At 71.3% G+C, this 25,758-nt stretch carries 19 protein-coding genes and 1 pseudogene; 13 read left to right on the forward strand and 7 right to left on the reverse strand.

Annotated elements, in window-relative coordinates:
• Positions 1 to 261: 261 nt before the first annotated feature.
• Entirely contained in the window at positions 262 to 1,527 is a 1,266-nt protein-coding gene (locus tag ISO16_RS20945) for an MFS transporter (RefSeq protein WP_072634239.1), read from the forward strand.
• On the opposite strand, the gene ISO16_RS20950 is transcribed toward ISO16_RS20945, so the two are convergent.
• The 4 genes from ISO16_RS20950 to ISO16_RS20965 form a co-directional block, all read right to left on the reverse strand.
• On the reverse strand, positions 1,515 to 5,171 hold the full coding sequence (locus tag ISO16_RS20950) for a hydantoinase B/oxoprolinase family protein (protein ID WP_139310942.1): 3,657 nt from the start codon (positions 5,169 to 5,171) through the stop codon (positions 1,515 to 1,517). The genes ISO16_RS20945 and ISO16_RS20950 overlap by 13 nt on opposite strands.
• 52 nt (positions 5,172 to 5,223) lie before the next feature.
• Positions 5,224 to 6,138: a metal ABC transporter permease gene (locus tag ISO16_RS20955; protein ID WP_072634241.1), complete on the reverse strand. Its 915-nt coding sequence runs from the start codon at positions 6,136 to 6,138 to the stop codon at positions 5,224 to 5,226.
• Complete coding sequence (locus ISO16_RS20960) at positions 6,135 to 6,947, reverse strand: metal ABC transporter ATP-binding protein (RefSeq protein WP_202917110.1); 813 nt, start codon at positions 6,945 to 6,947, stop codon at positions 6,135 to 6,137. The genes ISO16_RS20955 and ISO16_RS20960 overlap by 4 nt, the downstream gene beginning before the upstream one ends.
• Before the next feature lie 135 nt (positions 6,948 to 7,082).
• Positions 7,083 to 8,123 (reverse strand): metal ABC transporter solute-binding protein, Zn/Mn family, encoded by a 1,041-nt coding sequence (locus ISO16_RS20965; RefSeq protein ID WP_442800803.1) that lies wholly within the window; start codon positions 8,121 to 8,123, stop codon positions 7,083 to 7,085.
• Positions 8,124 to 8,279: 156 nt separating this feature from the next.
• Here ISO16_RS20965 and ISO16_RS20970 point away from each other — a divergent pair, with 156 nt between their 5' ends.
• Complete coding sequence (locus tag ISO16_RS20970) at positions 8,280 to 9,389, forward strand: LacI family DNA-binding transcriptional regulator (RefSeq protein ID WP_006943423.1); 1,110 nt, start codon at positions 8,280 to 8,282, stop codon at positions 9,387 to 9,389.
• Here ISO16_RS20970 and otsB read toward each other — a convergent pair.
• Entirely contained in the window at positions 9,377 to 11,974 is a 2,598-nt protein-coding gene (otsB, locus tag ISO16_RS20975; RefSeq protein WP_006943418.1) for a trehalose-phosphatase, read from the reverse strand. The genes ISO16_RS20970 and otsB overlap by 13 nt on opposite strands.
• A gap of 94 nt (positions 11,975 to 12,068) precedes the next feature.
• The gene (gene kstR / locus ISO16_RS20980; RefSeq protein WP_072634243.1) at positions 12,069 to 12,734 is read right to left on the reverse strand and encodes a cholesterol catabolism transcriptional regulator KstR; all 666 of its coding nucleotides are present in this window, start codon (positions 12,732 to 12,734) and stop codon (positions 12,069 to 12,071) included.
• Between the two features lie 92 nt (positions 12,735 to 12,826).
• Here kstR and ISO16_RS20985 point away from each other — a divergent pair, with 92 nt between their 5' ends.
• The 10 genes from ISO16_RS20985 (at position 12,827) to ISO16_RS21030 (ending at position 23,394) form a co-directional block, all read left to right on the forward strand.
• A complete protein-coding gene (locus ISO16_RS20985) occupies positions 12,827 to 14,971 on the forward strand; it encodes an acyl-CoA dehydrogenase family protein (protein WP_072634244.1) in 2,145 nt (714 codons plus the stop codon).
• A gap of 65 nt (positions 14,972 to 15,036) precedes the next feature.
• Positions 15,037 to 16,095 (forward strand): acyl-CoA dehydrogenase family protein, encoded by a 1,059-nt coding sequence (locus tag ISO16_RS20990; RefSeq protein ID WP_065923068.1) that lies wholly within the window; start codon positions 15,037 to 15,039, stop codon positions 16,093 to 16,095.
• Positions 16,080 to 17,231 carry an acyl-CoA dehydrogenase family protein gene (locus tag ISO16_RS20995; protein ID WP_072634245.1) on the forward strand — a complete coding sequence of 384 codons (1,152 nt, stop codon included), beginning with the start codon at positions 16,080 to 16,082 and terminating at the stop codon, positions 17,229 to 17,231. The genes ISO16_RS20990 and ISO16_RS20995 overlap by 16 nt, the downstream gene beginning before the upstream one ends.
• 14 nt (positions 17,232 to 17,245) lie before the next feature.
• A complete protein-coding gene (locus ISO16_RS21000; RefSeq protein ID WP_072634316.1) occupies positions 17,246 to 18,283 on the forward strand; it encodes a bifunctional MaoC family dehydratase N-terminal/OB-fold nucleic acid binding domain-containing protein in 1,038 nt (345 codons plus the stop codon).
• Positions 18,280 to 18,687 carry a MaoC family dehydratase gene (locus ISO16_RS21005; RefSeq protein WP_065923067.1) on the forward strand — a complete coding sequence of 136 codons (408 nt, stop codon included), beginning with the start codon at positions 18,280 to 18,282 and terminating at the stop codon, positions 18,685 to 18,687. The genes ISO16_RS21000 and ISO16_RS21005 overlap by 4 nt, the downstream gene beginning before the upstream one ends.
• The gene (locus ISO16_RS21010; RefSeq protein ID WP_065923066.1) at positions 18,684 to 19,856 is read left to right on the forward strand and encodes a lipid-transfer protein; all 1,173 of its coding nucleotides are present in this window, start codon (positions 18,684 to 18,686) and stop codon (positions 19,854 to 19,856) included. The genes ISO16_RS21005 and ISO16_RS21010 overlap by 4 nt, the downstream gene beginning before the upstream one ends.
• Before the next feature lie 81 nt (positions 19,857 to 19,937).
• Positions 19,938 to 20,657, forward strand: a complete 720-nt coding sequence (locus ISO16_RS21015; RefSeq protein ID WP_043797593.1) for a TetR/AcrR family transcriptional regulator — start codon at positions 19,938 to 19,940, stop codon at positions 20,655 to 20,657.
• 57 nt (positions 20,658 to 20,714) lie between these two features.
• Complete coding sequence (locus ISO16_RS21020; protein ID WP_029540809.1) at positions 20,715 to 21,533, forward strand: SDR family oxidoreductase; 819 nt, start codon at positions 20,715 to 20,717, stop codon at positions 21,531 to 21,533.
• A 77-nt stretch (positions 21,534 to 21,610) separates the two neighbouring features.
• Positions 21,611 to 22,594, forward strand: coding sequence for an ATP-binding cassette domain-containing protein (locus ISO16_RS21025; RefSeq protein WP_072634246.1), 984 nt, complete (start codon positions 21,611 to 21,613; stop codon positions 22,592 to 22,594).
• On the forward strand, positions 22,591 to 23,394 hold the full coding sequence (locus ISO16_RS21030) for an ABC transporter permease (RefSeq protein WP_006943393.1): 804 nt from the start codon (positions 22,591 to 22,593) through the stop codon (positions 23,392 to 23,394). Before ISO16_RS21025 ends, ISO16_RS21030 begins: the two co-directional genes overlap by 4 nt.
• Before the next feature lie 109 nt (positions 23,395 to 23,503).
• Here the strand turns inward: ISO16_RS21030 and ISO16_RS21035 are convergent.
• Positions 23,504 to 23,857, reverse strand: a pseudogene (locus tag ISO16_RS21035) (pyruvate kinase alpha/beta domain-containing protein); the annotation flags it as partial.
• Positions 23,858 to 23,992: 135 nt separating this feature from the next.
• Between ISO16_RS21035 and ISO16_RS21040 the strand changes: the two are divergent.
• Positions 23,993 to 25,600, forward strand: a complete 1,608-nt coding sequence (locus ISO16_RS21040) for an SLC13 family permease (RefSeq protein WP_072634247.1) — start codon at positions 23,993 to 23,995, stop codon at positions 25,598 to 25,600.
• Positions 25,601 to 25,758 lie beyond the last annotated feature (158 nt).

The raw sequence follows: 25,758 nt of genomic DNA on the forward strand, positions 1-25,758 counted from the left end.
AACCTTTCGCTCGGGATGTCTCGACGCCGTGGATCCGACGCTGTTTCGCAAAAGTAAGCATGTCGCAGTTCGATAACGGCCCAGGACCGTGCTCCCTAGCGAAATGATCTCGAAAAGATAGCGATGAGATAACGGAGACGGGAAAGGTCTGGCAGAGGAGGGGACCGGACTGCGCGGAACCGGCCGCTTCGCCGCCCGAAAATCGCTCGTGCCGGCCGCCGTGCTCCTGCTAGCGTCGCGGCACCGCCTCCTCCCGAGTGAATGCCGACCGCCGTGACCACCCTCGACCTGACCACCCGCCGCTTCGCGCCGCTGATCCTCCTCAACGTCGCCACCCTGCTGTCCGCCACCGGCAACGGCATCGTAGTCGTCGCGCTGCCGTGGCTGGTGCTCGAGCAGACCGGCCGGGCCACCGACGCGGCGATCGTCGCGGGCGCGGCCACCGTGCCGCTGCTGCTGGCAAGCCTGCTCACCGGCACCGTCGTCGACCGGTTCGGCCGGCGGCGCACCGCCGTGGTCTCGGATGCCCTCTCGGCGCTGTCGGTCGCGACGATCCCCGTGCTCGCGGCCACCGTCGGACTCTCGGTGCCCCTGCTCGCCGCACTCGCGGCGCTCGGTGCCGTGTTCGACCCGGCGGGCATCTCGGCGCGGGAGTCGATGCTGCCGGCGGCGACCCGCGCCGCCGGGTGGTCGCTGGACCGTGTCAACAGCCTCTACGAGGCGAACTACAACCTCGCCTACCTGATCGGACCGGGTGTCGGCGGTGTCCTCATCGCGGCGGTCGGTCCCGAGAACACCCTGTGGGTGACGTCGGCGTGCTTCGTGCTCTCCCTCGTCACCGTCGCCTTCCTCCGGCTCGAGCACGCCGGCCGGCCCGACCGGGCCACCCGGCCCGCCTCGCTGTGGGCCGGCACCCTCGAGGGGCTGCGGTTCGTATGGCGTGACCGGTTGCTGCGCACGCTCGCGCTGGTCGACATGGTCATCATGGCGCTGTTCCTGCCGATCGAGTCGGTGTTGCTGCCCGCCTACTTCACCGGCCTGGACGCACCCGCTCAGCTCGGCTGGGTGCTGATGTCGCTGAGCATCGGTGGCCTGGTGGGTGCCCTGGCCTACGGCGCCTTCGCACCGCGCCTGCGGCGCCGCAGCCTGATGCTCGTCGCCGTCACGGTGCTGGGCGCGGCGACGACCGGCATGGCGTTCCTGCCGCCGCTGGGGGTCCTCGTGCTGTTGGGCGTCCTCATCGGCCTGGTGTTCGGCCCGGTGGGGCCGATCGGGAACTGGGCCATGCAGACCCGCAGCCCGGAGCACATGCGCGGCCGAGTCGTCGGCGTGATGACCTCGACCGCGTACGCGGCGGGCCCGGTCGGGATCCTGGTCGCCGGGCCCCTGATCGACGCGGCGGGTGTGCGGACGACGTTCTTCGCGCTGGCCGTGCCGATGATGTTCGTCGCCGCGGTGTGTTTCGCGCTGCCCGTCCTGCGAGAACTGGATCCCGCCCCGGAGTCCCGTGCGGCCTACCGGCCGTAGCCGCCCCCGCCCGGCGTCTCGACCACGAGCACGTCACCGATCCCGACCTCGACGGAGTCGCAGCCGGACATGTGGGTGACGGCGCCGTCGGCGCGCTCGATGCGGTTGCTGCCCAGCGCTCCCGGCTCGCCCCCGGCCATCCCGTACGGCGGCACGCGCCGGTGCCCGGAGAGCGTGCTGACGGTCATCGGCTCGAGGAACCGGAGCCGGCGCACGGCGCCGTCGCCGCCGCGCCACCGGCCGCCGCCCCCGCTGCCGTGACGAATCGTGAAGGCCTCCAGCAACACCGGAAGGCGCCACTCCAGTACCTCCGGATCGGTGAGCCGCGAGTTCGTCATGTGGGTCTGCACCACCGACGTCCCGTCGAACCCCTCGCCGGCGCCCGACCCGGAGCCGAGCGTCTCGTAGTACTGGTATCGCGCGTTGCCGAAGGTGACGTTGTTCATCGTGCCGGCGCCCTCGGCCTGCACCCGCAGCGCCGCGTAGAGCGCGCCGGTGACGGCCTGCGACGTCTCGACGTTGCCCGCGACGACGGCGGCGGGGAACTCGGGGGCGAGCATCGACCCGTCGGGGACGACGATGTGCAACGGACGCAGGCACCCGTCGTTGAGGGGGATGTCGTCGGCGACGAGCGTGCGGAAGACGTACAGCGCCGCGGCCCGCGTGACGGACGAGGGCGCGTTGAAGTTCGAGGCGAGTTGCGGTGACGTGCCGGTGAAGTCGATCGTCGCCGAGCGTGCCCGCCGGTCGACGGTGACCCGCACCGCGATCACCGCACCGGAGTCCATCTCGTAGCGGTACTCGCCGTCGTGGAGGCGGTCGACGACGCGGCGCACCTCCTCCTCGGCGTTGTCCTGCACGTGGCGCATGTAGGCCTGGACGACGTCGAGACCGAAGTGGTCGATCATCCGGCCCACCTCGACCACCCCGCGGGCGTTGGCCGCGATCTGTGCGCGCAGGTCCGCGAGGTTGGTGTCCGGGTTCCGGGACGGGTACGGGCCGCCGGTGAGCAGCGCGCGGGTGTCGGCCTCCCGGAAGGTTCCGTTCTCGACGAGCAGCCAGTTGTCGAACAGCACGCCCTCCTCGCGGATGTCGTGGCTGCCGGAGGGCATGGAACCCGGTGTCGATCCGCCTATTTCGGCGTGGTGACCGCGGGAGGCGACGAAGAAGAGGATGTGCTCGCCGGACCCGTCCGGCCCGGGGCCGAAGACGGGCGTGATCACCGTGACGTCCGGCAGGTGGGTACCGCCGTGGTACGGGTCGTTGACCGCGTACACGTCACCCGGCTTCATCGACCCGTGCCGGCGGCGCACCACCTCCTGCACGCTCGTGCCCATCGAGCCGAGATGGACGGGGATGTGCGGCGCGTTCGCGATCAGGTTTCCGTCCGGATCGAACAGCGCGCACGAGAAGTCCAGGCGCTCCTTGATGTTCACCGACTGCGCGGTGGATTCGAGGGTGGTGCCCATCTGCTCGGCGATCGACATGAACAGGTTGTTGAAGATCTCGAGCATCACCGGGTCGGCGTGGGTGCTAACCGCGGTGTCGTCGTGGGCGTGCACCCGGGTGAGCACGAGATGGCTCTGCTCCGACATCGTCGCCGCCCAGCCGGCCTCGACGACGGTGGTCGAGTTGTCCTCCGCGACGATTGCCGGGCCGGCCACGGCGTCGCCGGGGGAGAGGTGTTCGCGGCGGTGCAGGGGGGCATCGCGCCACGCGCCGTCGACGAACATCCGGACGGTGCCGCGCGGCGGGCGGGTGGGCTCGGGTGCGCCGCTGTCGTCGCTGCGGCCGCGTCCGAGCCCGGACAGGTCGGGTCGGCGCGTCGCCCCGACGGCCTCGACCGCGACGGCATCGACGATCAGCGGACGGTCCATGAGGAAGGAGTAGGTGCGCCGGTGCACGGCCTCGAACTCCGCGGTCATCGTCGCCGGGTCGGCGAGCGCGACGGGCACGGACGTGTCGGTGCCGTCGTAGCGCAGGTGCGCCCGGAAGGCCACGTCGATGCGTTCGGGGGGCACGTCCTCGTCGAGCAGTTCCGCGCGCGCCGCGGCCTCGAGTTCGGCGGCGACGTCGCGCAGCCGCGGCATCGCCTCGGCGTTCAGTTCGACGACGACGGACTGCTCGCGCATCGCGGTGGTGTCCGCGAGACCCATGCCGAGCGCGGACAGGACACCGGCCAGCGGCGGCACGAGGACGGTCCGGATGCCGAGCGAGTCGGCCACCGCGCAGGCGTGCTGCCCGCCGGCGCCGCCGAAGGTCGTCAACGCGTACTCGGTGACGTCGTGTCCCTTCTGCACCGAGATGCGCTTGACGGCGTTGGCCATGTTCGCCACCGCGATCTGCAGGAAGCCGGCGGCGACCTCCTCGGGGCTGCGGTCGTCGCCGGTCGCCTCGCGGATCTCGGCGGCCAGGGCGGCGAACCGGGCCCGCACCGTCTCGTCGTCCAGCGGTTGGTCGCCGCCGGGACCGAACACGTGCGGGAAGTGCGCGGGCTGCACGCGGCCGAGCATGACGTTGGCGTCGGTAACGGTGAGCGGGCCGCCGCCGCGGTAGCAGGCCGGCCCGGGGTCGGCGCCGGCGGAATCGGGCCCCACCCGGTACCGGCTGCCGTCGAAGTGCAGGATCGAGCCGCCGCCGGCGGCGACGGTGTGGATGTCCATCATGGGGGCGCGCAACCGCACCCCGGCGACGACGGTGTGGAAGACGCGCTCGTATTCCCCGGCGAAGTGCGACACGTCCGTCGACGTGCCGCCCATGTCGAACCCGATCACCTTGTCGAACCCGGCCAGCGCCGACATCCGGCTCATGCCGACGATGCCCCCGGCAGGACCGGAGAGGATCGCGTCCTTGCCGCGGAAGTGCATCGCCTCGGTGAGCCCGCCGTTGGACTGCATGAACATCAGCCGCACGCCCGGCAGTTCCTCGGCCACGCGGTCCACGTAGTGGCGGAGCACGGGCGAGAGGTACGCGTCGACGACGGTGGTGTCGCCGCGCGGCACCAGCTTCATCAGCGGGCTGGCGACCGCGGACAGCGAGATCTGCCCGAAGCCGAGACGCTCGGCGAGCTCACCGATCGCGTGCTCGTGCTGCGGGTACAGGTGGCTGTGCATGCACACCACGGCGACGGAGTCGATGCCGTCGTCGCGCACCTGCCTCAGGTCCCGCTCGAGCCGGTCGAGGTCGGGGGCACGCAGCACCGTGCCGTCGGCCCGGATGCGTTCGTCGACCTCGAGCACCCGCTCGTACAGCAGCTCGGGCAGCACGATGTTGCGCTCGAAGATCCGCGGCCGGTTCTGGTAGCCGATGCGCAGCGCGTCCCGGAAACCGGCGGTGATCACCAGGGCGGTCCGGTCGCCCTTGCGCTCGAGCAGTGCGTTGGTCGCGACGGTGGTGCCCATGCGCACCTGCTCGACGAGGTCGGCGGTGACGGGTTCGCCGGCGGGCACCCCGAGCAGCTCCCGGATCCCGGCGACGGCCGCGTCCCGGTACCGGGACGGGTTCTCCGACAACAGCTTGTGGGTGACCAGGGCACCGTCGGGCCGGCGGGCGACGACATCGGTGAAGGTGCCGCCGCGGTCCACCCAGAACTCCCAGCGCCCGGGTGTCCGGTCTCGTTCGCTCGCCTGCTCCGCTGTCGCCATGACAGCAGGTTAGCCACCGCGTGCGGGACGGCCCAGACCGCCGCACCTGGGCTCAGGCGGTGACGGCCGCGGCCCTGTCCGGGGCCGGCGCGGGCGCTCTGCGTCCGGTGCCGCGCCGGGTGCGGGCCGCGCCGATTCCGCGGCACACGAGATAGATGACGAACGCGATCGCCGTGATGAACGCCGAGACCGGCACGCCGGGCGCGAGGGCGAGCAGGATCCCACCGACCGCGGAGACCTCCGCGAAGATCACGGCCAGCACCGTCGCGGCGAGCGGGCCGCCGGCCACCCGGGACGCCGCGGCGGCCGGGGTGATGAGCAGCGCCATCACCAGCAGGGCCCCGACGATCTGCACGCCGAGGGCGGCGGTGATTCCGACCAGCACGGCGAAGACGATGGACAGCGCCCGCACCGGCACCCCGCGCGCGGCGGCGACCTCGGGGTCGGTGCTGGCGAACAGCAGCGGGCGGTAGATGACCAGCATGGTGCCGATGACGCCGAAGGCGCAGGCGGCGAGCAGCGCGATGCCCGTGCCACCCGGCGCGACGATCTGGCCGGTGAGGAGGGAGAACGCGGCGCCGGTGCGGCCGTCGTAGGCCCACAGCAACAGCACGGCCAGACCGAGCCCGAACGCCATGACGACGCCGATGACGGAATCGCGTTCACGGGCGCGGGTGCCGAGGACACCGAAGAGGATGGCCGCCACCACCGCCCCCAGCACGGCGCCGAGTCCGACGGAGACGCCGATGATCAGGGCCGCGGCGGCACCGGTGAGCGAGAGCTCGGAGGTGCCGTGCACGGAGAATGCCATCTGACGGCTGATCACCAGCGGCCCGATCACGCCCGCGAGCAGGCCGAGGATCGCGCCGGCCAGCAGGGCCTGCTGCACGAAGTCGTACTGGAGCAGGTCGACGGTGGCCTGCACGTCGAACATCCGGCCCATCGCGTCGGTGAACTTGCTGCTCAATGCTGATCCTCGTGATGGTCGTGGTGGACGCCCTCGCCGGGGCGTAGCCCGCCGGCGCTGCCGAGCGCGTCGATGGCGTCGCCGGTGCCGACGACGACGAGACGGCCGCGGATCTCGAGGACCTCGACGTCGGTGCGGTACAGCTCGGAGAGCACCTCGGAGGTCATCACCTCGGCGGGGGTGCCGATGCGGAACTGCCCGTCGACGAGATACAGCACGCGGTCCACCAGGGGCAGGATCGGGTTGATCTCGTGGGTGACGAACAGGACGGCGGTGCCGTGTTCGCGGCGACGACGGTCGATGAGGGACGACACGAGGTGCTGGTTGGCCAGGTCGAGACTGAGCAGCGGTTCGTCGCAGAGCATGACCCGCGGGTCGCCGACGAGGGCCTGCGCGATGCGCAGCCGCTGCTGTTCGCCGCCGGAGAGGGATCCGATCGGGGCGTTGGCGTAGGTTTCGGCGCCGACCTGCCGGATCGCGGCGTCGACGGCGCTGCGGCGGGTCTTCCAGTAGCGCAGGCCGGTGCCCCAGCGATGGCCGTCCACGCCGAGCCCGACGAGGTCGCGGCCGCGCAGGGGCACGCCCTCGTCGAGCGACTTCTGCTGCGGCACGTAGCCGACGTGCGAGTTGCCCGTGCGGGCAGGCGCGCCGGCGATCGTGGCGGTGCCACCGCTGAGGGGTAGCTGACCGAGCAGGACCTTCAGCAGCGTCGACTTGCCCGCCCCGTTGGGGCCGAGCACCGCGACGAACTCGCCGGGCTCGACGGTGAGATCGAGGCCCCGCCACAGGACGCGGTCGCCGAAGGCCATGCGGGCGTCGCGGAGCTCGACCGCGGCGGTGCGGCCGGCGGGCGTCGCGGGCGCGCTCGGTGCCGCGGCGGTGCCGCCCGGTGTGACGTCGGCCGGTGTGGTCACGGGAGTGATGTCCTTGCCCTGCTCGAAGGGTCAGCGGGCGGCGTCGAGGGCGGCGGCGAGCGCCTCGGCCGTCTGCTTCTGCCACTGAATGTAGTCCACGCCCGCGGGCAGGGTCTCCACAACTTCGACGACGGGGATGCCCGCGGATTCCGCGGTCGCCCGCATGTCGCGGCTGACCTTGTCCTCGGTCTGCGGGTTGTGGAGCAGGACGGCGACCTGCTTGTCGAGGAGCAGCTGGCGGGTCGCGGCGATCGCGGCGGGCGACGGGTCGGTGCCGTTCTCGACGGCGTTGGTGAAGTCGGCGGGCGTCCGGTCCTCGAGCTTCGCGGACGTGACGAGGTAGTAGCCGATGGATTCGGTCTGCGCGACGGGGGTGTTCGCGTGCGCGGCGGCGATCTCGGCGGTCACGTCGGTGACCTCGTGCAGCTGCGAGTGGAAGGCCTCGGCGTTGGCGCGGTAGGTGTCGGCCCCGGCCGGATCCAGTTCGGCCAGCCGGTCGGCGACGGTGTGCGCGACGGCGTCGGCGGCGGCCAGGTCGTACCAGACGTGCTCGTTGATGCCGCTGTGGTCGTGCCCGGCGTGCGCGTCGCCTTCCTCGGCGGCATGGGTCTCACCCTCGTGGGTGTCGACCTCGGGTGCGGTGCCGCCCGAGTGGTCGTGGCCGTCCTCGAGGTCGCTTCCGGTGCCGGACTCGAACAACGCGAGGGCGTCGACCGTGGCGGTGTCGGCTCCGGTGGACTCGAGGATGTCGTCGACGAACTGGTCGTAGCCGCCGCCGTTGTAGACGACGAGGGTGGCGTCGCTGATGGCGGCGGCGTCGGCGGGGCTGGCCTCGTACGAGTGCGGGTCGGCGGACGGCTCGGTGATCAGCGACTGCACCTGGGCGCGGTCCCCGGCGACGGCCTGCGCGACCGAGCCCCACACGTTGGTGGACGCGACGATGCGGATCTCGCCGGAGCCGGTGCCCGCCCCGTCCCCCGAGTCGCTGCCGCAGGCGGCGAGGGTGAGCGCGGCGGCGCAGGTCAAGCCCACGGTCGCGGTGGCGGCGCGCATTCGGCGGGGCAGTCGCACGGTTCCATCTCCTGTGATCACGTTCGGCCGGAGGGCCGGGGAGGTCGCGGTTCCCACCTTATTGGAAACCGTTACCGTTCCACTTTAGCGGATGTCCGGATCTGCGCCCATCCGGCCCGATTCGTCGCCGCGGCGCGGACCCGCTACCGTCCGTTCATGCCCAGGTCTCGTCAGCCGCGTCCCCAGGCCACCCTGGCGTCGATCGCTGCCGAGCTGAAGATCTCCCGCACCACCGTCTCCAACGCCTACAACCGGCCGGACCAGCTGTCCGCCGAGCTTCGCGAGCAGATCCTCGAGGTCGCCAAGCGTCGCGGCTACGCCGGTCCGGACCCGATGGCCCGATCCCTGCGCACCCGCCGGGCCGGGGCCGTGGGCGTGCTGCTCACCGAGGCGCTGAGCTATTCGTTCCGGGACCCGGCCGCGATGAGCTTCCTGTCCGGCCTCTCCGAATCCTGCGAGGCCGCCGGCGAGGGCCTTCTGCTCATCCCCGCCGGACCGGAACGCGACGAGGAGGAGGCAGCGCAGGTCGTGCACGGCGCGGCGGTCGACGGCTTCGTCGTCTACTCGGTTCCGTCCGACGATCTGTATCTCGCCGCCGTCCTCGAACGGAACCTGCCCCTGGTGGTGTGCGACCAGCCCCGCGGCATCGCGAGCGCGCCCCTGGTCGGCATCGACGACCGAGGCGCGATGCGCCGGCTCGCCGAGCACCTCATCGCCCTCGGCCACCGCCGGATCGGGGTGCTGTGCATGCGACTCGGCCGCGACCGGCACGACGGTGTCGTCGACCCCGCCCGCTTCGAGTCCGACCGCTTCCACGTGCAGCACGAGCGGATCCTGGGCGTGCAGGAGGCCCTGCGCGCGGCCGGCCTCGACCCCGCGAGCCTCACGGTCGTCGAGCGCTACGCGCACACCGCGGAGGACGGTGCGTCCGCCGCCGCGCAGGCGCTGGCGGCGAACCCGGCGATCACCGCCCTGATGTGCACCACCGACGTCCTCGCGCTCGGCGCGCTGGCGTGGGCACGCAGCGCCGGCCTCGAGGTCCCCGGACGGTTGTCGATCACCGGCTTCGACGGGATCGGCGAGGCCCTGCGCGAGGGCGTGACCACCGTGCGCCAGCCCCAGGAGGAGAAGGGCCGGCGCACCGGCGCCCTGCTCATGGCCGCGCCGTCACACTCCGGGGTCGCGACGGTGGAAACCCTTGCGACGGAACTGCTCATCGGCCAGACCACCGGCGTGCACGACGAGACGTCGATCTACGCCGAGTGATCGACGACCGACAGCGTCCGATCCGCCTCCGCCGGCGCCGCCGCGAGCAGCTGGGCGCACCGCAGCAGCCCGAGGTGGCTGTACGCCTGGGGATGGTTGCCGAGTGACCGCTCCGCCACCGGGTCGTACTCCTCGCTGAGCAGTCCCGTGGGCCCCGCCGCGTCGACGAGCTGTGCGAACAGCGCCTCCGCCTGCGGACGGGCGCCGACGAGGAGATATGCCTCCACCAGCCACGCCGCGCACAGGTGGAAGCCGCCCTCGGTTCCGGGCAGGCCGTCGTCGTGCAGGTAGCGGTACACCGTCGAACCGCTGCGCAGCTCCGCCTCCGTCGCGACGACCGTCGCGTGGAACCGCGGGTCGTCGGGGTCGATGAGCCCGGACAGGCCGATGAACAGCGTCGCCGCGTCGAGATCGGTGCCGTCGTAGGCCGCGGTGTAGGAGCAGACGTCCTCGTTCCAGCCCTTCTCCAGCACCTCCTCCGCGATCTCGGCGCGCAGCCCGGCCCAGTTGTCGCCGGCGGTGCGCCCGAACTTCTCGGCCAGCGTCAGCGCGCGGTCCACGGTCAGCCAGCCCATGACCTTCGAGTACACGTGGTGGCGCGGGTTGTCGCGGATCTCCCAGATGCCGTGGTCGGGCTCGAACCAGCGGCATTCCACGGCGGTGACCATGGCGCACACCAGCTCCCAGTCCCGGTCGGTGAGGGCCTGATCGTGCGGGACGCCTCGCTCCTCGCGGCGGTGCGCCAGCGCCGAGATCAGGTCCACGATCGGGCCGAACACGTCGAGCTGGACCTGCTGGCTCGCGGCATTGCCGACCCGGACGGGCCGGGAGCCGGCGTAGCCGGGCAGCGTGTCGATGACGGCCTCGGGCGGCAGCGCGCCGCCGGCCAGCGTGTACAGCGGGTGCAGGCGCTCGGGACCCGGCACGGTGTCGAGCACCCGGTGCACCCAGTCCAGGTAGGCGTCCGCCTCGGCGAGCGACCCGACGCTCACCAGGGCATGCGCGGTCAGGGCGGCGTCACGGAGCCAGCAGTAGCGGTAGTCCCAGTTGCGGACGCCGCCCATCTCCTCGGGCAGCGACGTGGTCGCGGCCGCCATGATGGATCCCGTCGGTGCGTGCACGAGGCCGCGCAGAGTCAGCGCCGACCGCTTCATCAGGTCCCGCTTGAGCGGCGGCAGGTCCAGGCCCGCCGCCCACTTCCACCAGTACTCCTCCGCGGACGCGCGCCGCTGCACCTCCGCGACGGGGTGTGGGCCGATATCATCGGTGCCGCAACGGAATTCGAGGATGATGTCGCTGTCGGACGGATCGACGACGGCGTGCGCGGTCTGATGGGCGCCGTCGGTGGTGATGTTCCACTCGACGCCGGGGGAGCGCAGCACGTACGGCTCGTTGAATCCGAGTACCCGCAGGCCGTCGGCCACGGGTTCGAGCCCGACCTGACCCTGCCCGAACTCGGGGCGCGGCGCGAACGTGACCACCGCCTTGGCCTTGCCGGTGATGACCCGGGTCAGGTCGGTGCGGCCCGGTTCGACGTCGTGCGGAAGGTAGTCGATCACCGCGAGGCTCGCCCAGCGGGTCACCGCCGTCATGGTGCCGTCGATGTAGCGCTGGCTCAGGGGCAGGGCCTCCCGGCTCGGACCGATGGTGAAGTGCCCGGCCGGTTCGCCGCCGAGCAGATGCGCGAACACCGCCGCGGAATCCGGCTCGGGGTGACACAGCCACGTCACCGTTCCGTCCGGCGTCAGCAGCGCCTTCGAGCGCGGGCTCGCCAGCATCGTCAGCCGCTCGATCGGGCAGGCCTCCGCGCCCGAGAGCCACGTGCGGCGCTGGTCGAGCAGGAACGCCAGCGCGGCCGCGACGTCCTCGACCGTGCCGATCCGGTACTGGGCGGCGGTCTCGCCGTCCCCGACCTTGACGCCTACGTCCGGGCCGTGGAGGGAGGCGAAGGCCTTCTCGTCCGTCACGTCGTCGCCGAAGAAGACCGCGGCGCTCGCCGATTCCTGGTGCCGGATGATGTCCAGCGCGTGGCCCTTGTCAGTGGGCACGACCGCCAGCTCGATGACGGCCTTGCCCTCGGTGACCTGCACACCCGGGTGCCGGGCGAGGTCGCCGCGGACCAGCGACAGTGCCAGCTCGGCGTCGGCCGGGTCGGCGTTGCGCACGTGCAGCGCGGCACTGGCCGGCTTCGCCTCGACGTGCACGCCGTCGTAGCGGGCGGCGATCGCCTCGAGCTCGGCGACGATATCGCGCAGCAGCTGCCGGGCGTCGCTGTCGATGGCGTGGACGAAGCCGATGTCGAACTCCGAGCCGTGGCTGCCGACGAGCTGCACCTCGGCGGGCAGGCGGGACAGGGCCGCGAGATCCTTCAGGGCGCGACCGGAGATCACGGCTGCGGCCGTGGACGGCAGGCCGGCGAGCGCGCGCAGGGCGCGGACCGACTCGGCGTTCGGGAACGCCTTGTCCGGATCCGAGACGATCGGCGCGACGGTACCGTCGTAGTCGGAGGCCACGAGGAGCCGCGGGGTCCGCGCCAGCGCGACGAGGGCGCGGCGCAGGTCGATCGGGAGGTCTTGGGCGCTCACTCACTCAAAGGTAGGTGATCCGGCGCCCGGCGTCGTCTCCCCTGTCCGGTTCGGGACGTGTTTCCCGTTACAGTTCCGCTCCTCGCGGCGCAGGTCAGCCTTCCTGGACCGGAATCGAGGCCGGACGCTGCGATCCGTCGCCGAGCAGCAGTTCGACGGTCAGCTCCAGCCGGCGTGCGACGTCGGTCGCGGACGAGCGCCGCGTCAGCCACGCCACGAGGTTCGACAACCACACGTCGCTGATGACGCGGGCGATCGCCAGTTCCTCCTCGGTGGGCTCGCCCTCGTTCATCGCGCGGGCGAAGAGCCGGTCCATGAGCAGGCCGACTTGATCGACCTCGGCGGCGGCCGAGGCGTCGGCGAACATGAACGCCCGGGTCATGGCTTCGGTGAGCAGCGGGTCACGTTGCATCGCCTTCGTGATCAGGCTCAGGATCAGTTGCATCCGCTCGAGCGGCGTGTGGCCCGGGGGGATCTTGCCCTTGCCCTCGATGCGCGCGAACTCGCGGCCGAGGGCCGAGACGAGCAGGTGCACCTTCGAGGGGAAGTACCGGTACAGGGTGCCGACGGCCACGTCGGCCTTCTCGGCGACGGAGCGCATCTGTACGGCCTCGTACCCGCCCTTGGAGGCGAGCGCCAGGGTGGCGTCGAGTATCCGCTTGCGCCGTTCCTTCTGGGCGTTGGAACTGAGATCGTCCTCGGTGAGGGCGGCCAGAGTTCCGCCGCCGCCGGTGGAACGTGAGCGGGACGATGTCGTCATCGAGATGTCTTCCTCTGCCTTGACTCTGAACCGGCTGTCATATTAGAACACGTTCTAGGCATCGTGTCATTCCCGAAAGGCGGAAACCCGCTGTGAGCATTGCCACCACCGAGGAACAGCAGGCCGCGCAGGCCTCTGTACAAGCCTGGGCGCGCGCCACAGCGCCGATCCAGAACCTACGCGAACGACCGGCGACCATGTGGCGGCCGGGGTGGGAATCGCTCGCCGACCTCGGAATCTTCGCCGTCGCCGTGCCCGAGGCCGCGGGCGGCGCCGGCGCCGGCGTCGTCGACCTGGCGACGATGCTCGAACAGGCTGCGCACCACCTCGCGACGGGCCCCGTCCTTCCCACCGCCCTGGCCGCGCTCGTCTTCGGCCGCGCCGCCGGCACCGACGGCGCCAAGTGGACGGAACTCCTGGCCGAGGGCGCCCTGCCGACCGCCGTCGCATTGGACGGCGCGCTCACCGCGACGACCCGGGAGGGCGGGTACGACCTCGACGGCGACGCGGGTCCGGCGCTCGGCGGCGAGCCGGGCGTCGCGGTCCTGGTCCGCATCGGCACCGACGGCGGGACCGAACGCTGGGCGTTGCTCGACGCCGACACCCCCGGACTGAACCTCGAACCCCTCGACACCCTCGACAAGTCGCGGGCGCTCGCCCGCGTGCGGCTCGCCGGCGTCGCCGTCACCACCGACCGGGTCGTCTGCGTCCCGGCAGGCCTGGTGCGCGACCTCGCCGCCACGCTCGCCGCCGCCGAACTCGCCGGCGTCGCCGGCTGGGCCCTGGCCACGGCCGTCGAGTACGCCAAGATCCGCGAACAGTTCGGCAAGCCCATCGGCTCGTTCCAGGCGATCAAGCACCTGTGCGCCGAGATGCTCTGCCGTACCGAGAAGATCCGCGCGGCGGCCTGGGACGCCGCCGTGGCGGCCGACGCGGCCCCGCACGAACTGCCCCTGGCCGCGGCCGTCGCGACCGCCGTCGCCCTCGACGCCGCCGTGCAGAACGCCAAGGATGCCATCCAGGTGCTCGGTGGTATCGGCTTCACGTGGGAGCACGACGCCCACCTGTACCTGCGCCGCGCCGTCGTCACCCGTCAGCTGCTCGGCGGCTCCGCCGCGTGGCGGGGCCGGGTCGCCGGCCTCGCCCGCTCCGGCGCCCGCCGTCACCTCACCGTCGACCTGAGCGCCTTCGACGACGAACGCGTGCGCATCCGTGCCGAGATCGCGCAGCTCCTCGACCGGCCCGGACCGCAGCGGCGGGCCGCGCTCGCCGAGGCCGGGTTCCTGGCCCCGCACTGGCCGCCGCCGTACGGCCGGGGCGCGCACGCCGCGCAGCAGATCCTCATCGAGGAGGAACTCGCGGCCGCCGGCGTGGACCGGCCCGATCTGGTGATCGGGTGGTGGGCCGTGCCCACCATCCTCGAGCACGGCACCGCCGAGCAGATCGACCGCTTCGCCCTGCCGACCCTGCGCGGTGAGATCGTCTGGTGTCAGCTGTTCTCGGAGCCGGGCGCCGGATCCGACCTGGCGTCGCTGCGCACCGCCGCGGAGAAGGTCGACGGGGGCTGGCGCCTGCAGGGGCAGAAGGTGTGGACGTCGCTGGCCCGGGAGGCCGACTGGGCGATCTGCCTGGCCCGCACCGACCGCGACGCCCCGAAGCACAAGGGCATCACCTACTTCCTCGTCGACATGAAGTCCGCGGGCATCACCGTCTCGCCGCTTCGGGAGATCACCGGCGACGCGCTCTTCAACGAGGTGTTCCTCGACGGCGTGTTCGTCCCCGACGAGTGCGTCGTCGGCCCGCTCGGCGGCGGGTGGAAGCTCGCCCGCACCACGCTCGCCAACGAACGGGTCGCGATGAGCGGCGGATCCTCGCTGGGGAAGGCGGTCGAGCAACTGCTGGACCTGGTGGCACCCGGCGACCCGGTCGCCGAGGACCGGATCGGCGGGCTCGTCGCCGAGGCCACGGCCGGGTCGCTGCTCGAGCTGCGGACCACCCTCGCGCAGCTCGACGGTCAGGACCCCGGCCCGGCGTCGAGCGTGCGCAAGCTGATCGGCGTACGGCAGCGCCAGGACACCGCGGAGCTCGCGATGGATCTCGCCGGTGCGGCCGGCTGGGTCGAGGGCCCCCTCGCGCGCGAGTTCCTCAACACGCGCTGCCTGACGATCGCCGGCGGCACCGAGCAGATCCTGCTCACCCTCGCGGCGGAGCGCCTGCTGGGCCTGCCGCGCGGCTGACGGGTGCTTCCACCCGCCCTGCCGAGGTGATACAACTAGAACACGTTCTAATCGAAGGTGGAAACGTGGACTTCGCTCGTGACGACACGCAGGAGGCCGTGGCCCAGGTCGCCGTCGACCTGCTCGCCCGCGACCTGAGGCCGGACGAACTGTGGCGCGCCCTCGCCGACGCCGACCTGCTCTCCCTCGCCCTGCCCGCGCGGCTCGGCGGCGACGACCTCGGCGTCGCCGAGGTCACCGCACTGCTCACCGAGATCGGGCGACGTGCCGCACCCGTCCCCGCCCTGGCCACCCTCGGCTTCGGTGTGCTGCCCGTCCGGATCCTCGCCGCCGACACGCAGCAGGACGAGCTGCTCGCGGGCGTCGCCGACGGCGCCGTCCTCACCGCCGCCCTCGCCGAGGTCGGCCGCGCCTTCCCGGCGTCCCCCGCCGCCACGGCGGTACCCGACGGCGAACGCCACGCCGTCACCGGGCACTTCGTCGGCGTGCCCTACGCGGCGACGTCGCGAAAGATCCTGGTGCCCACCGACGCCGGTGTGATCGCCGTCGAACCCACGGCGCCGGGCGTGACCCTGACCGAGAGCCCGTCGTCGGCCCGCGCCCCCGAGTGCTCCGTGCGGCTCGAGTCCGCGCCGGGCCTGCTCCTCGGCGACGGCGCCGACCCGGCCGCCGACGTCGCCGTCCTGTACCGCCTCGCCCTCGCGGCGGTCGGCGCCTACGCGGACGGACTGCTTTCGGGCGCAACGCAGCTCACCGCACAGCACGTGAGCACCCGGCACCAGTTCGGCAAGCCGCTCGCCGCCTTCCAGGCGGTGGCCCAGCAGATCGCCGACGTCTACGTCACCTCCCGCACCCTGCACGTCGCCGCGCTCGCCGCGGCCTGGCGGGTCGCGCAGGACGCCCGCAGCGCCGCCGCGGACGACGACCTCGACGTCGCGGCGTACTGGATCGCCACGGAGCTGCCGCCCGCCGTGCGCGTGCTGCACCACCTGCACGGCGGTCTCGGTGTGGACGAGACCTATCCGCTGCATCGCTATTCCTCGACCGCAAAGGATCTGGCGCGCCTGCTCGGCGGCGCCTCGTACCGACTCGACCTCGTGGGGGCCCGGTGTTCATCGATCTGACCGACGAGCAGCGTGCGCTGCAGGCGGAACTGCGACGGTACTTCGGGGACCTGATCTCCCCCGAGGAGGCCGCGATCATGCGCACCGAGCGCCACGGCCCCACCTACCGGGAGGTCGTGCGCCGGATGGGCAAGGACGGCTGGCTCGGCGTCGGCTGGCCCGTCGAATTCGGCGGCCGCGGCTTCGGTGAGGTCGAGCAGCAGATCTTCGTCAACGAGGCCGTGCGCGCCGACGTGCCGCTGCCCAGTGTCACCCTGCAGACGGTCGGGCCGACCCTGCAGGTCTACGGAACCGAGGAACAGAAGCGGAAGTTCCTGCCCGCCATCCTTGCCGGCGAGGTCCACTTCGCGATCGGCTACTCCGAGCCCGACGCCGGGACCGACCTCGCCGCACTGCGCACCACGGCCGTGCGCGACGGCGACCACTACGTCGTGAACGGGCAGAAGATCTTCACCACCGGCGGCCACGACGCCGACTACGTCTGGCTTGCGGTGCGCACCGGCAGCGCCGACTCGAGGCACCGCGGCATCTCGATCCTCATCGTCGACACCCAGGACCCCGGCTTCGGCTGGACCCCCATCATCACCTGCGACGGCGCGCACCACGTCAACGCCACGTACTACAGCGACGTGCGCGTCCCGGTCGAGATGCTCGTCGGCGAGGAGAACGAGGGCTGGAGGCTGATCACCACCCAGCTCAATCACGAACGCGTCATGCTCGGCCCCGCCGGCCGCGTGGGCGGGCTCTACGACCGGGTGTTCGCCTGGGCCCGTTCCCGGGACCTGCTCGGCGAACCCGACGTGCGGCGCGGGCTCGGCGAGATCCACGCGACGTTCCGGCTCAACGAACTGCTCAACTGGCAGGTCGCCGCCAGCGAATCCGAGGCGGTCGACATCGCGGACGCGTCGGCCACCAAGGTGTTCGCCACCGAACGCATCCAGCGTGTCGGCCGGCTCGCGGAGGAGATGGTCGGCCGGTTCGGGGATCCCGGCGACCCGGAGACCGCGGACCTGCTGCGCTGGCTCGACATGCAGGTCAAGCGGAACCTGGTGATCACCTTCGGCGGCGGTGTCAACGAGGTGATGCGGGAACTGATCGCGACGGCGGGCCTGGCCATGCCCCGGGTCCCGCGGTGAAGGGGGACGTGTCGATGAGCGCCGCCGTGCCGGGCCCCCACGACGAGATCCGCGCGGCCGCCGAACGCGTCCGCGCCGACGGGCCGTCCAAGCCGCGTGCGGGCCGCGACCGGGTGAACCTGCCGCTGATCCGCAACTGGCTCGAGGCGATCGGAGACGAGAACCCGATCTACACAGACGAATCCGCCGCGATTGCGGCCGGGCACGGCGGCCTCGTCGCGCCACCCGCGATGGCGCAGGTGTGGACCATGCGCGGCCTCGGCGCCAAGCGCGAGGAGGACGATCCGCTCCGCCGGATGACGGAGATCCTCGACGAGGCGGGCTACACGTCGGTCGTCGCCACGAACTGCGATCAGGTCTACCACCGCTATCTGCGCCACGGCGAGGAGGTGACCATCGAGTCCACCCTCGAGGACCTCGCCGGACCGAAGAAGACCGGCCTCGGCGAGGGCTGGTTCTTCACCACCCGCAGCGTGTGGAAGGTCGGCGACGAGGTGGTCGCCGAAATGCTCTTCCGCATCCTCAAGTTCGCGCCGCCCCTCCGCGAGACCGGCCGAATGTCACATTCTGTCGATTCAACCGAACCGGTGTCACATTCGGCCCCGACGGTTCCGGCGGACCTCGACCCCACCCGCATGCTGCGGCCGTCCGCGTCGCAGGACACGCGGTTCTTCTGGGACGGTGTCGCCGCGCACGAACTGCGTATCCAGCGGCGCCCCGACGGCACGCTGCAGCACCCGCCGGTGCCGGCGCTGTGGGTGGCCCAGGACGAGACGACCGACTACGTCGTCGCGTCGGGCCGCGGCACCGTCTTCAGCTACGTGGTGCACCACGCGCCGAAGGTGCCGGGGCGAACGGTGCCGTACGTCGTCGCCCTCGTCGAACTCGAGGAAGGCGTTCGTATGCTCGGCGAACTGCGCGGGGTGGACCCCGGCGACGTGCGCATCGGGACGCCGGTCGAGGCGATCTTTCTCGATTTCCCGGGCGACGACGAGACCGGCGGCGACCCCTGGACCCTGTACGCCTGGCAGCCGAGCGAGGAGCGCGCATGAACGCGGGAACGGTCACCGTCGGACAATCCTTGCCGCCGTTGACGATCCGGGCCGATCCGACGTTCGTCGTCTCGACGGCCTTGGCCACCAGGGACTTCCAGGACGTGCACCACGACCGCGACAAGGCGCAGCAGCGTGGGTCGAAGGACATCTTCGTCAACATCCTCACCGACACCGGGCTGGTGCAGCGCTATGTCACCGACTGGGCCGGTCCGCGCGCGGTGCTGAAGTCGGTCTCGCTGCGGCTGGGGGTGCCCTGGTACGCGTACGACTCGCTGACCCTGACCGGGACCGTCGCCGCCGTCGAGGCCGACGGGCGCATCACCGTCGACATCGTCGGCAAGAACGGTCTGGGCGACCACATCACCGCGAAGGCCGTCCTCGAGATCGGAGGCTCCACATGAGCGACCTGTCCCGCCGCGCCGCCATCGTCGGCATCGGCGCCACCGACTTCTCCAAGGACTCCGGCCGCAGCGAACTGCGCCTGGCCGCGGAGGCGGTGCGGGCGGCGCTGGCCGACGCCGGCCTGCGCCCGGCGGACGTCGACGGCCTGACCTCCTTCACGATGGACACCAACACCGAGATCGCCGTCGCACGTGCGGTGGGGATCCCGAGCCTGAAGTTCTTCTCCCGCGTCCACTACGGCGGCGGCGCGGCATGTGCCACCGTGCAGCAGGCGGCGATGGCCGTCGCCACCGGCGTCGCGGACGTGGTGGTGGTGTACCGGGCCTTCAACGAGCGCTCCGGGGCGCGGTACGGTCAGGTCAACACCGCGCTGTCCGCGCAGGTCAACTCCTCCGGCACCGACTACGCCTTCTCCTATCCGCACGGCCTGGGCACCCCCGCTTCGTTCGTGGCGATGGCCGCCCGGCGCTACATGCACGTCACCGGGGCCACCAGCGCGGACTTCGGGAAGGTCGCCGTCGCGGCCCGCAGGCACGCCGCGACGAATCCGCATGCCTTCTTCCACGGCAGGCCGATCACCCTCGACGACCACCAGAATTCGCGGTGGATCGCGGAACCGCTGCACCTGCTCGACTGCTGCCAGGAGTCCGACGGCGGCGTCGCGCTCGTCGTCACCACGACCGAACGGGCGCGGGACCTGCCCCAGCCGCCGGCCGTGGTGGCGGGGGCCGCCCAGGGCAGCGGACCGGACCAGTACATCATGGCCAGCTACTACCGTGACGGCCTGACGGGGCTGCCCGAGATGGGCATCGTCGGCCGCCAACTGTGGGAGCAGTCCGGCCTCGGCCCGCAGGACGTGCAGACGGCGGTGCTCTACGACCACTTCACGCCGTACGTGCTCATGCAGCTCGAGGAACTCGGGTTCTGTGGGCCCGGCGAGGCGAAGGACTTCGTCGCAGACGGGGCGATCGAGCTCGGCGGCCGGCTGCCCCTCAACACCCACGGCGGCCAGCTCGGCGAGGCGTACATCCACGGGATGAACGGCATCGCCGAGGGGGTGCGCCAGCTGCGCGGCACATCCGTCAATCAGGTTCCCGACGTGGAGAACGTACTGGTCACCGCGGGCACCGGCGTGCCGACGTCGGGACTGGTGCTGGCGAGGAGCTGAGGGCGCCGGTGTCCGCCCGGACCCGGGAGGATCCGGCCGGACATCACGGCCGGGAGCCGACCGGGACGGTATAAGTAGGACATGAATTCCGCCTCACACTCAGGCCGCGGCGACGCGGGCCGCGACGCCGACTGGGACGGACCGGCGCCGTCCATGGCGCCGGCGGACCTGCTGCACGACCCGCCGGTCACCCAGCGCGGGGCGCGCCGCCGCGCCGAGCTGATCGCGGCGGCCCGGGTCGTCTTCGAGCGGTCCGGGTTCCTCGACAGCAAGCTCACCGACATCACGCGTGAGGCGAAGTGCTCGACGGGGTCCTTCTACACCTACTTCAACAACAAGGAGGAGGTGTTCGCGGCCGTCCTCCAGGAGGCCCAGGAGGACATGCTGCACCCGGGGATGGGCCGGGCCGCGGGCACCGACGACCCGTACGCGGTGCTCGAGGCCAGCAACCGGGCGTACCTCGAGGCGTACCGCCGCAACGCCCGCCTCATGGTGCTGCTCGAGCAGGTCGCGAGCATCGATCCGCGCTTCCGCGAGCTGCGGCGCCGGCGCGGCGAGACCTTCATCCGGCGCAACGCGCGCAGCATCGCGGAGCTGCAGAAGCGCGGCATCGCCGATCCGGAACTCGATCCGATGCTCGCCTCGCGCGCGCTGTCGGGCATGGTCAGCCGCCTGGCCTACTCGACGCTCGCCCTCGGCGACGCCGAGCCGGTGGATTTCGACGTCCTGGTGACCACCCTGACGCGGCTGTGGGCCAATGCGCTGCGGATCCCGGAGCGCGCCGCCACGGCAACCACTTGAACTCGAGGTTTGATTCAACTAAACAGAGAGGCATCATCCCCGACGAGAGGAACGCCAGTGCACGTCGAAGGCAAGGTCGCCGTTGTCACCGGAGCCGGTAACGGGATCGGCGCCGCACTCGCTGCCCGGCTCGTCGCCGCGGGAGCGCGGGTGCTCGTCGCCGATCTCGACGGCGACGCCGCGCAGCGCGTGGCCCGCGAACTCGATCCCGACGGCGCCGGTCTGGCCGTGGGCGTCGGCGCCGACGTCGCCGACCCCGACCGGATCCGGGAGATCGTCGACCGCGCCGAGGCCGACCTCGGTCCCGTCGCGCTGTACTTCGCCAACGCCGGAGTCGCCGGGGCAGCGGGGCTCGGCGCCGACGAGTCGGCCTGGGACCTCGCGCTCGACGTGAACCTGCGCGCGCACGTGCGGGCCGCGCAGCTGATGGTGCCGCGATGGCTCGAGCGCGGCGAGGGCTACTTCGTGAGCACCGCCTCCGCCGCCGGGCTGCTCACCCAGATCGGTTCGGCCACCTACTCGGCCACCAAGCACGCCGCCGTCGGATTCGCCGAATGGCTGTCGGTCACCTACGGCGACAAGGGAATCCGCGTCAGTTGCGTGTGCCCCATGGGGGTGAACACCCAGCTGCTGCACGAGGGGGAGACCTCCGGCGAGGGGCTGGGCGTGGCGGCCGCGCGGGCCGTCACCTCCGCGGGGGCGGTCCTCGAACCGGCCGACGTCGCGGAGGTGGTGCTCGCGGGGGTCGAGGCCGAGCAGTTCCTGATCCTGCCGCACCCCGAGGTCCTCGACATGTACCGGATGAAGGGCGCCGACTACGACCGCTGGCTCACCGGAATGCGGCGCTATCAGGAACGACTGCTGGCCGGTATCTGACGAGCCGGGAAAACCGCTCGAAACCTGTCGGAGGTCTGTAGCACACTGGGGCGCACATCCGACGACGGGGAGGACTCATGGCCGACGCCATAGTCGCCGAGGGGTTGATCAAGAGGTACGGACGGGTCACGGCCCTCGACGGAATCGATCTGCGAGTCCCGGAAGGGACGGTGACGGCGCTGCTCGGGCCCAACGGCGCCGGCAAGACGACCACGGTGCGGGTGCTCACCACCCTGCTCGTACCGGACGAGGGCCGGGCCACCGTGGCGGGACTCGACGTCGTTGCCGACGCGCGCGCTCTGCGTTCGCACATCGGCGCCTCGGGCCAGTACGCCGCGGTCGACGAGTATCTCACCGGGTTCGAGAATCTCGAAATGGTCGGTCGCCTCTACCATCTGGGTATCAAGAGCAGCCGCGAGCGGGCGCGTGAGCTGCTCGAGCAGTTCGACCTGGTCGAGGCCGGGGACCGTCCGGTCAAGGGCTACTCCGGCGGCATGCGGCGCCGGCTCGACCTCGCCGGTGCGCTGGTGGCGCAGCCACCCGTGCTGTTCCTGGACGAACCCACCACCGGGCTGGACCCGCGGGCCCGGCTCCAGCTGTGGGAGGTCATCGACCAGCTCGTCGCGCAGGGGACGACGCTGCTGCTCACCACCCAGTACATGGAGGAGGCGGAGCGGCTCGCAGACCGGATCGCGGTGATCGACCGGGGCGTCGTGATCGCCCGCGGCACCGCCGACGAACTCAAGAGCCTCGTGGGCGGGGAACGCATCGAGCTGGGGGTCGCGGACGCCGCCACGATCCCGACCGTGCGCCGCGAGCTCGACGACCTCGCGGTCGGCGAGATCCAGGCCGACGCGGGATCCGGTCGCGTCACAGTGCCGGTCAGCGACACCGGCTCGACAGGCAGCGGCGCCGATGTGCTGGCCACGGCGCTCGGCCGGCTGTCCGCGGCGGGCATCCGCGTCACCGATGTGGCGTTGCGCAAACCGACACTGGACGACGTGTTCCTCGCCCTCACCGGGCACGAGGCGGACGAGAAGATCGAGGAGGCGGTGGGATGAACACGGCTCAGATGATGGTGTCGGACGGGGTCACCATCGCCAAGCGCAACGTCATCAAGATCAAGCGCGTGCCCGACCTCATCGTCTTCACGATGCTCTCGCCGATCATGTTCGTGTTGCTGTTCGCGTACGTGTTCGGCAGCGCGATCCAGGTTCCGGGGATGTCCTACCGCGAGTTCCTCATCGCCGGCATCTTCACCCAGACGGTGATCTTCGGGGCGACCTGGACCGGTCTGGGCATGGTCGAGGACCTGCAGAAGGGCATCATCGACCGGTTCCGCTCGCTGCCCATGGCGCCGTCCGCGGTGCTGGTCGGCCGCACCTCCACCGACGTGCTCATCAACGTGCTCAGCCTGGTGGTGATGTCGCTGACGGGCCTGCTCGTCGGGTGGCGGATCCACTCGTCGTTCGGGGAGGCCCTTGCCGGATACGCGCTGCTGTTGTTGTTCGCCTACGCGCTGTCCTGGGTGATGGCGGTGGTGGGGATGTGGATCCGCACGCCGGAGGTGTTCAACAATGCGAGCTTCATGGTGATCTTCCCGTTGTCGTTCGTGGCCAACACGTTCGTCGACATCTCCTCGCTGCCCCCGGTGCTGCAGACGATCGCGGAATGGAACCCGGTGTCGGCCCTGACGCAGGCTGTGCGGGAGTTGTTCGGCAACACCAATCCGGCGATGCCCGTGTCGGACGCGTGGCCGCTGCAGAACCCGATCCTGGCGTCGCTGCTGTGGACGGCCGCGATGCTGATCGTGTTCGTGCCCTTCGCGATCCGTCGCTACCAGAAGGCCGTCAGCCGCTGAGGAACCCTGGTCGACGCGCTGGGGTCGCGCACGGGCCGCGGCCCCAGCCGTCGAACGCGCTACGCGGTGCTCGCGGCCGGACTGGTGCACTTGCCCCCCGACCCGATGGTCAGTGGGAGGTGTGGTCGTTGGTGCCGATGCGGTGGACGTGGATGAGGTCGGTCGAGCCGATGGTGTTCGGGGGTGATCCGGCGACGATGACGACGAGGTCGCCGTGCCGGTAGCGGTCGAGTCGGAGGAGGGCGGTGTCGACTTGGCGGATCATGTCGTCGGTGGTGCGGACGGGGTCGACGAGGAAGGTCTCGGTGCCCCACGTCAGGGCGAGTTGGTTGCGCACGTCGGGCAGCGGGGTGAAGGCCAGTAGTGGCAGCGGGGTGTGCAGGCGGGCGAGGCGGCGGACGGTGTCCCCGGATTGTGTGAACGCGACGAGGGCTTTCGCGTGCAATCGCTCCCCGATGTCGCGGCCGTCTCCCGGCGGACGCACCTCACGCCACCCGCACGCACCCTGATGGACTCGGAAAATCATGCCGCAGTACGACTAGCGCGCTCGGGGGATGGGTACTCCGTCCGTACCGATCCACGTCGTGGGGAAGGGGCCATGACAGCTGAGAACCAGGGCGACCGAACCGACGTCGACAAGGCGTTGCTCGGGCACGCCACCTATCGCAGCCTCGGCGAACAGCGGCTCTCACCCGCCGAAGAGCGGTTCGAGAAGGGCCGCCGCACGATTGGGCTGTTTCTCGCGCCGCTGATCGCGATCGTCTTCCTCGCCCTGCCGATCGACATACCGCCGCAACAGCAGACGTTGGCCGGTGTGCTGCTCGGCGTCATCCTGCTGTGGGTGAGCGAGGCGATGCCGATCCCGATCACCGGACTGCTCGGTGTGGCGGTCGTGGTCTTTCTGGGGGTGGCGCCGGCCGACGAAGTCCTCGCAGCGTTCGGGTCGTCGACGATCTTCACTTTCATCGGAGCGTTCATCCTCGCTCAGGCGATGCTCAAGCACGGCGTGGCGCGCCGGTTCGCGTTCCGCATCCTGACCCTGCCGCGTGTGGGCCAGTCCACCACCGGGGTGATCATCGCCTTCGGCGCGATCACGTGCGGGCTCTCGGCCTTCGTATCCAACACCGCGACCGTCGCGATGCTGCTGCCCACGGCGCTGGGCATCCTCGGCGTCATCGCGAAACTCATGCAGAACCGCGGCGTCGTCGCACCCGACTTCGACCCGCTGCGCGTCCGGGTGGGCGCCGCGATCATGCTGATGCTCGCGTACGGAGCAAGCGTGGGCGGCCTGCTGACGCCGGTCGGGAGCCCACCCAACCTCATCGGACGCGGGCTCATCGAGGAGGCCACGGGAGAGCGGATCAGCTTCGGGCAGTGGATGGTGATCGCCATCCCGATCTGTCTGTCGATGTTCATCGCGCTCGCCGTCATCCTGCTGCGCCTGAACAAGCCCGAGATCCGACGTATCGAAGGCGTCGCCGACTACCTGGCGCAGCAGCGCGCGGAAATGGGTCCGCTGTCTCGTGCCGAGAAGAACACGCTCATCGCCTTCGGAGTCACGGTGACGCTGTGGATCCTGCCCGGTGTCGTCGCGGTGATCGCCGGCAACGACTCGGACCTCTACAGCACGATCAGCGACCGACTCGACGAGGGCATGGTCGCGGTCTTCGGGGCGGCGTTGCTCTACCTTCTGCCGACCGATTGGGAGAATCGCGAGTTCACGCTGCGCTGGCGAGACGCAGCGGAGATCGACTGGGGCACGATCGTGCTGTTCGGCACCGGCATCATCTTCGGCTCCCTGCTCGCCGACACCGGCCTCGCCGAGACGATCGGCACATCCGTCGCGGACTCGCTGGGCCTGACGAGCGTCGTCGCCATCACGGTCTTCGCCGTCGTGCTGGCCATCGCCGTATCGGAGACGACGAGCAACACGGCGTCGGCGGCGGTCGTGGTGCCGATCGTGATTCCGGTGGCGGTGGCGGCCGGCGTCAACCCCTTCGTGCCGGCGCTCGCGGCCACGTTCGCTGCGTCGTTCGGCTTCATGCTTCCGGTCTCGACGCCGCAGAACGCCGTGGTCTACGGCTCCGGGGCCGTCCCGATCACCACGATGATTCGAAGCGGGGTGGTCTTCGACATCGTGGGGGCGATCCTGATCATCGTTCTCCTGCCCTTGACGATCGCCCTGGTCGGCCTCGGCGCTGCATGATCGACCACACCGTCGTCGCGAAGGTCGACGTCCGGAGACTGCACGCGACGGGGGTGGACGTGGATGACGTTGGCGTGCAGCTTCGGTAGGGCAGCGCTCGCACCTCGTTCAGGAGGCCGGGGTCGTCGTTGCCGAGGGAGGCGATCGCTGCGTGCCGC

It is taken from the genome of Rhodococcus sp. M8 (assembly GCF_015654185.1).
GTDB lineage: Bacteria > Actinomycetota > Actinomycetes > Mycobacteriales > Mycobacteriaceae > Rhodococcus > Rhodococcus aetherivorans.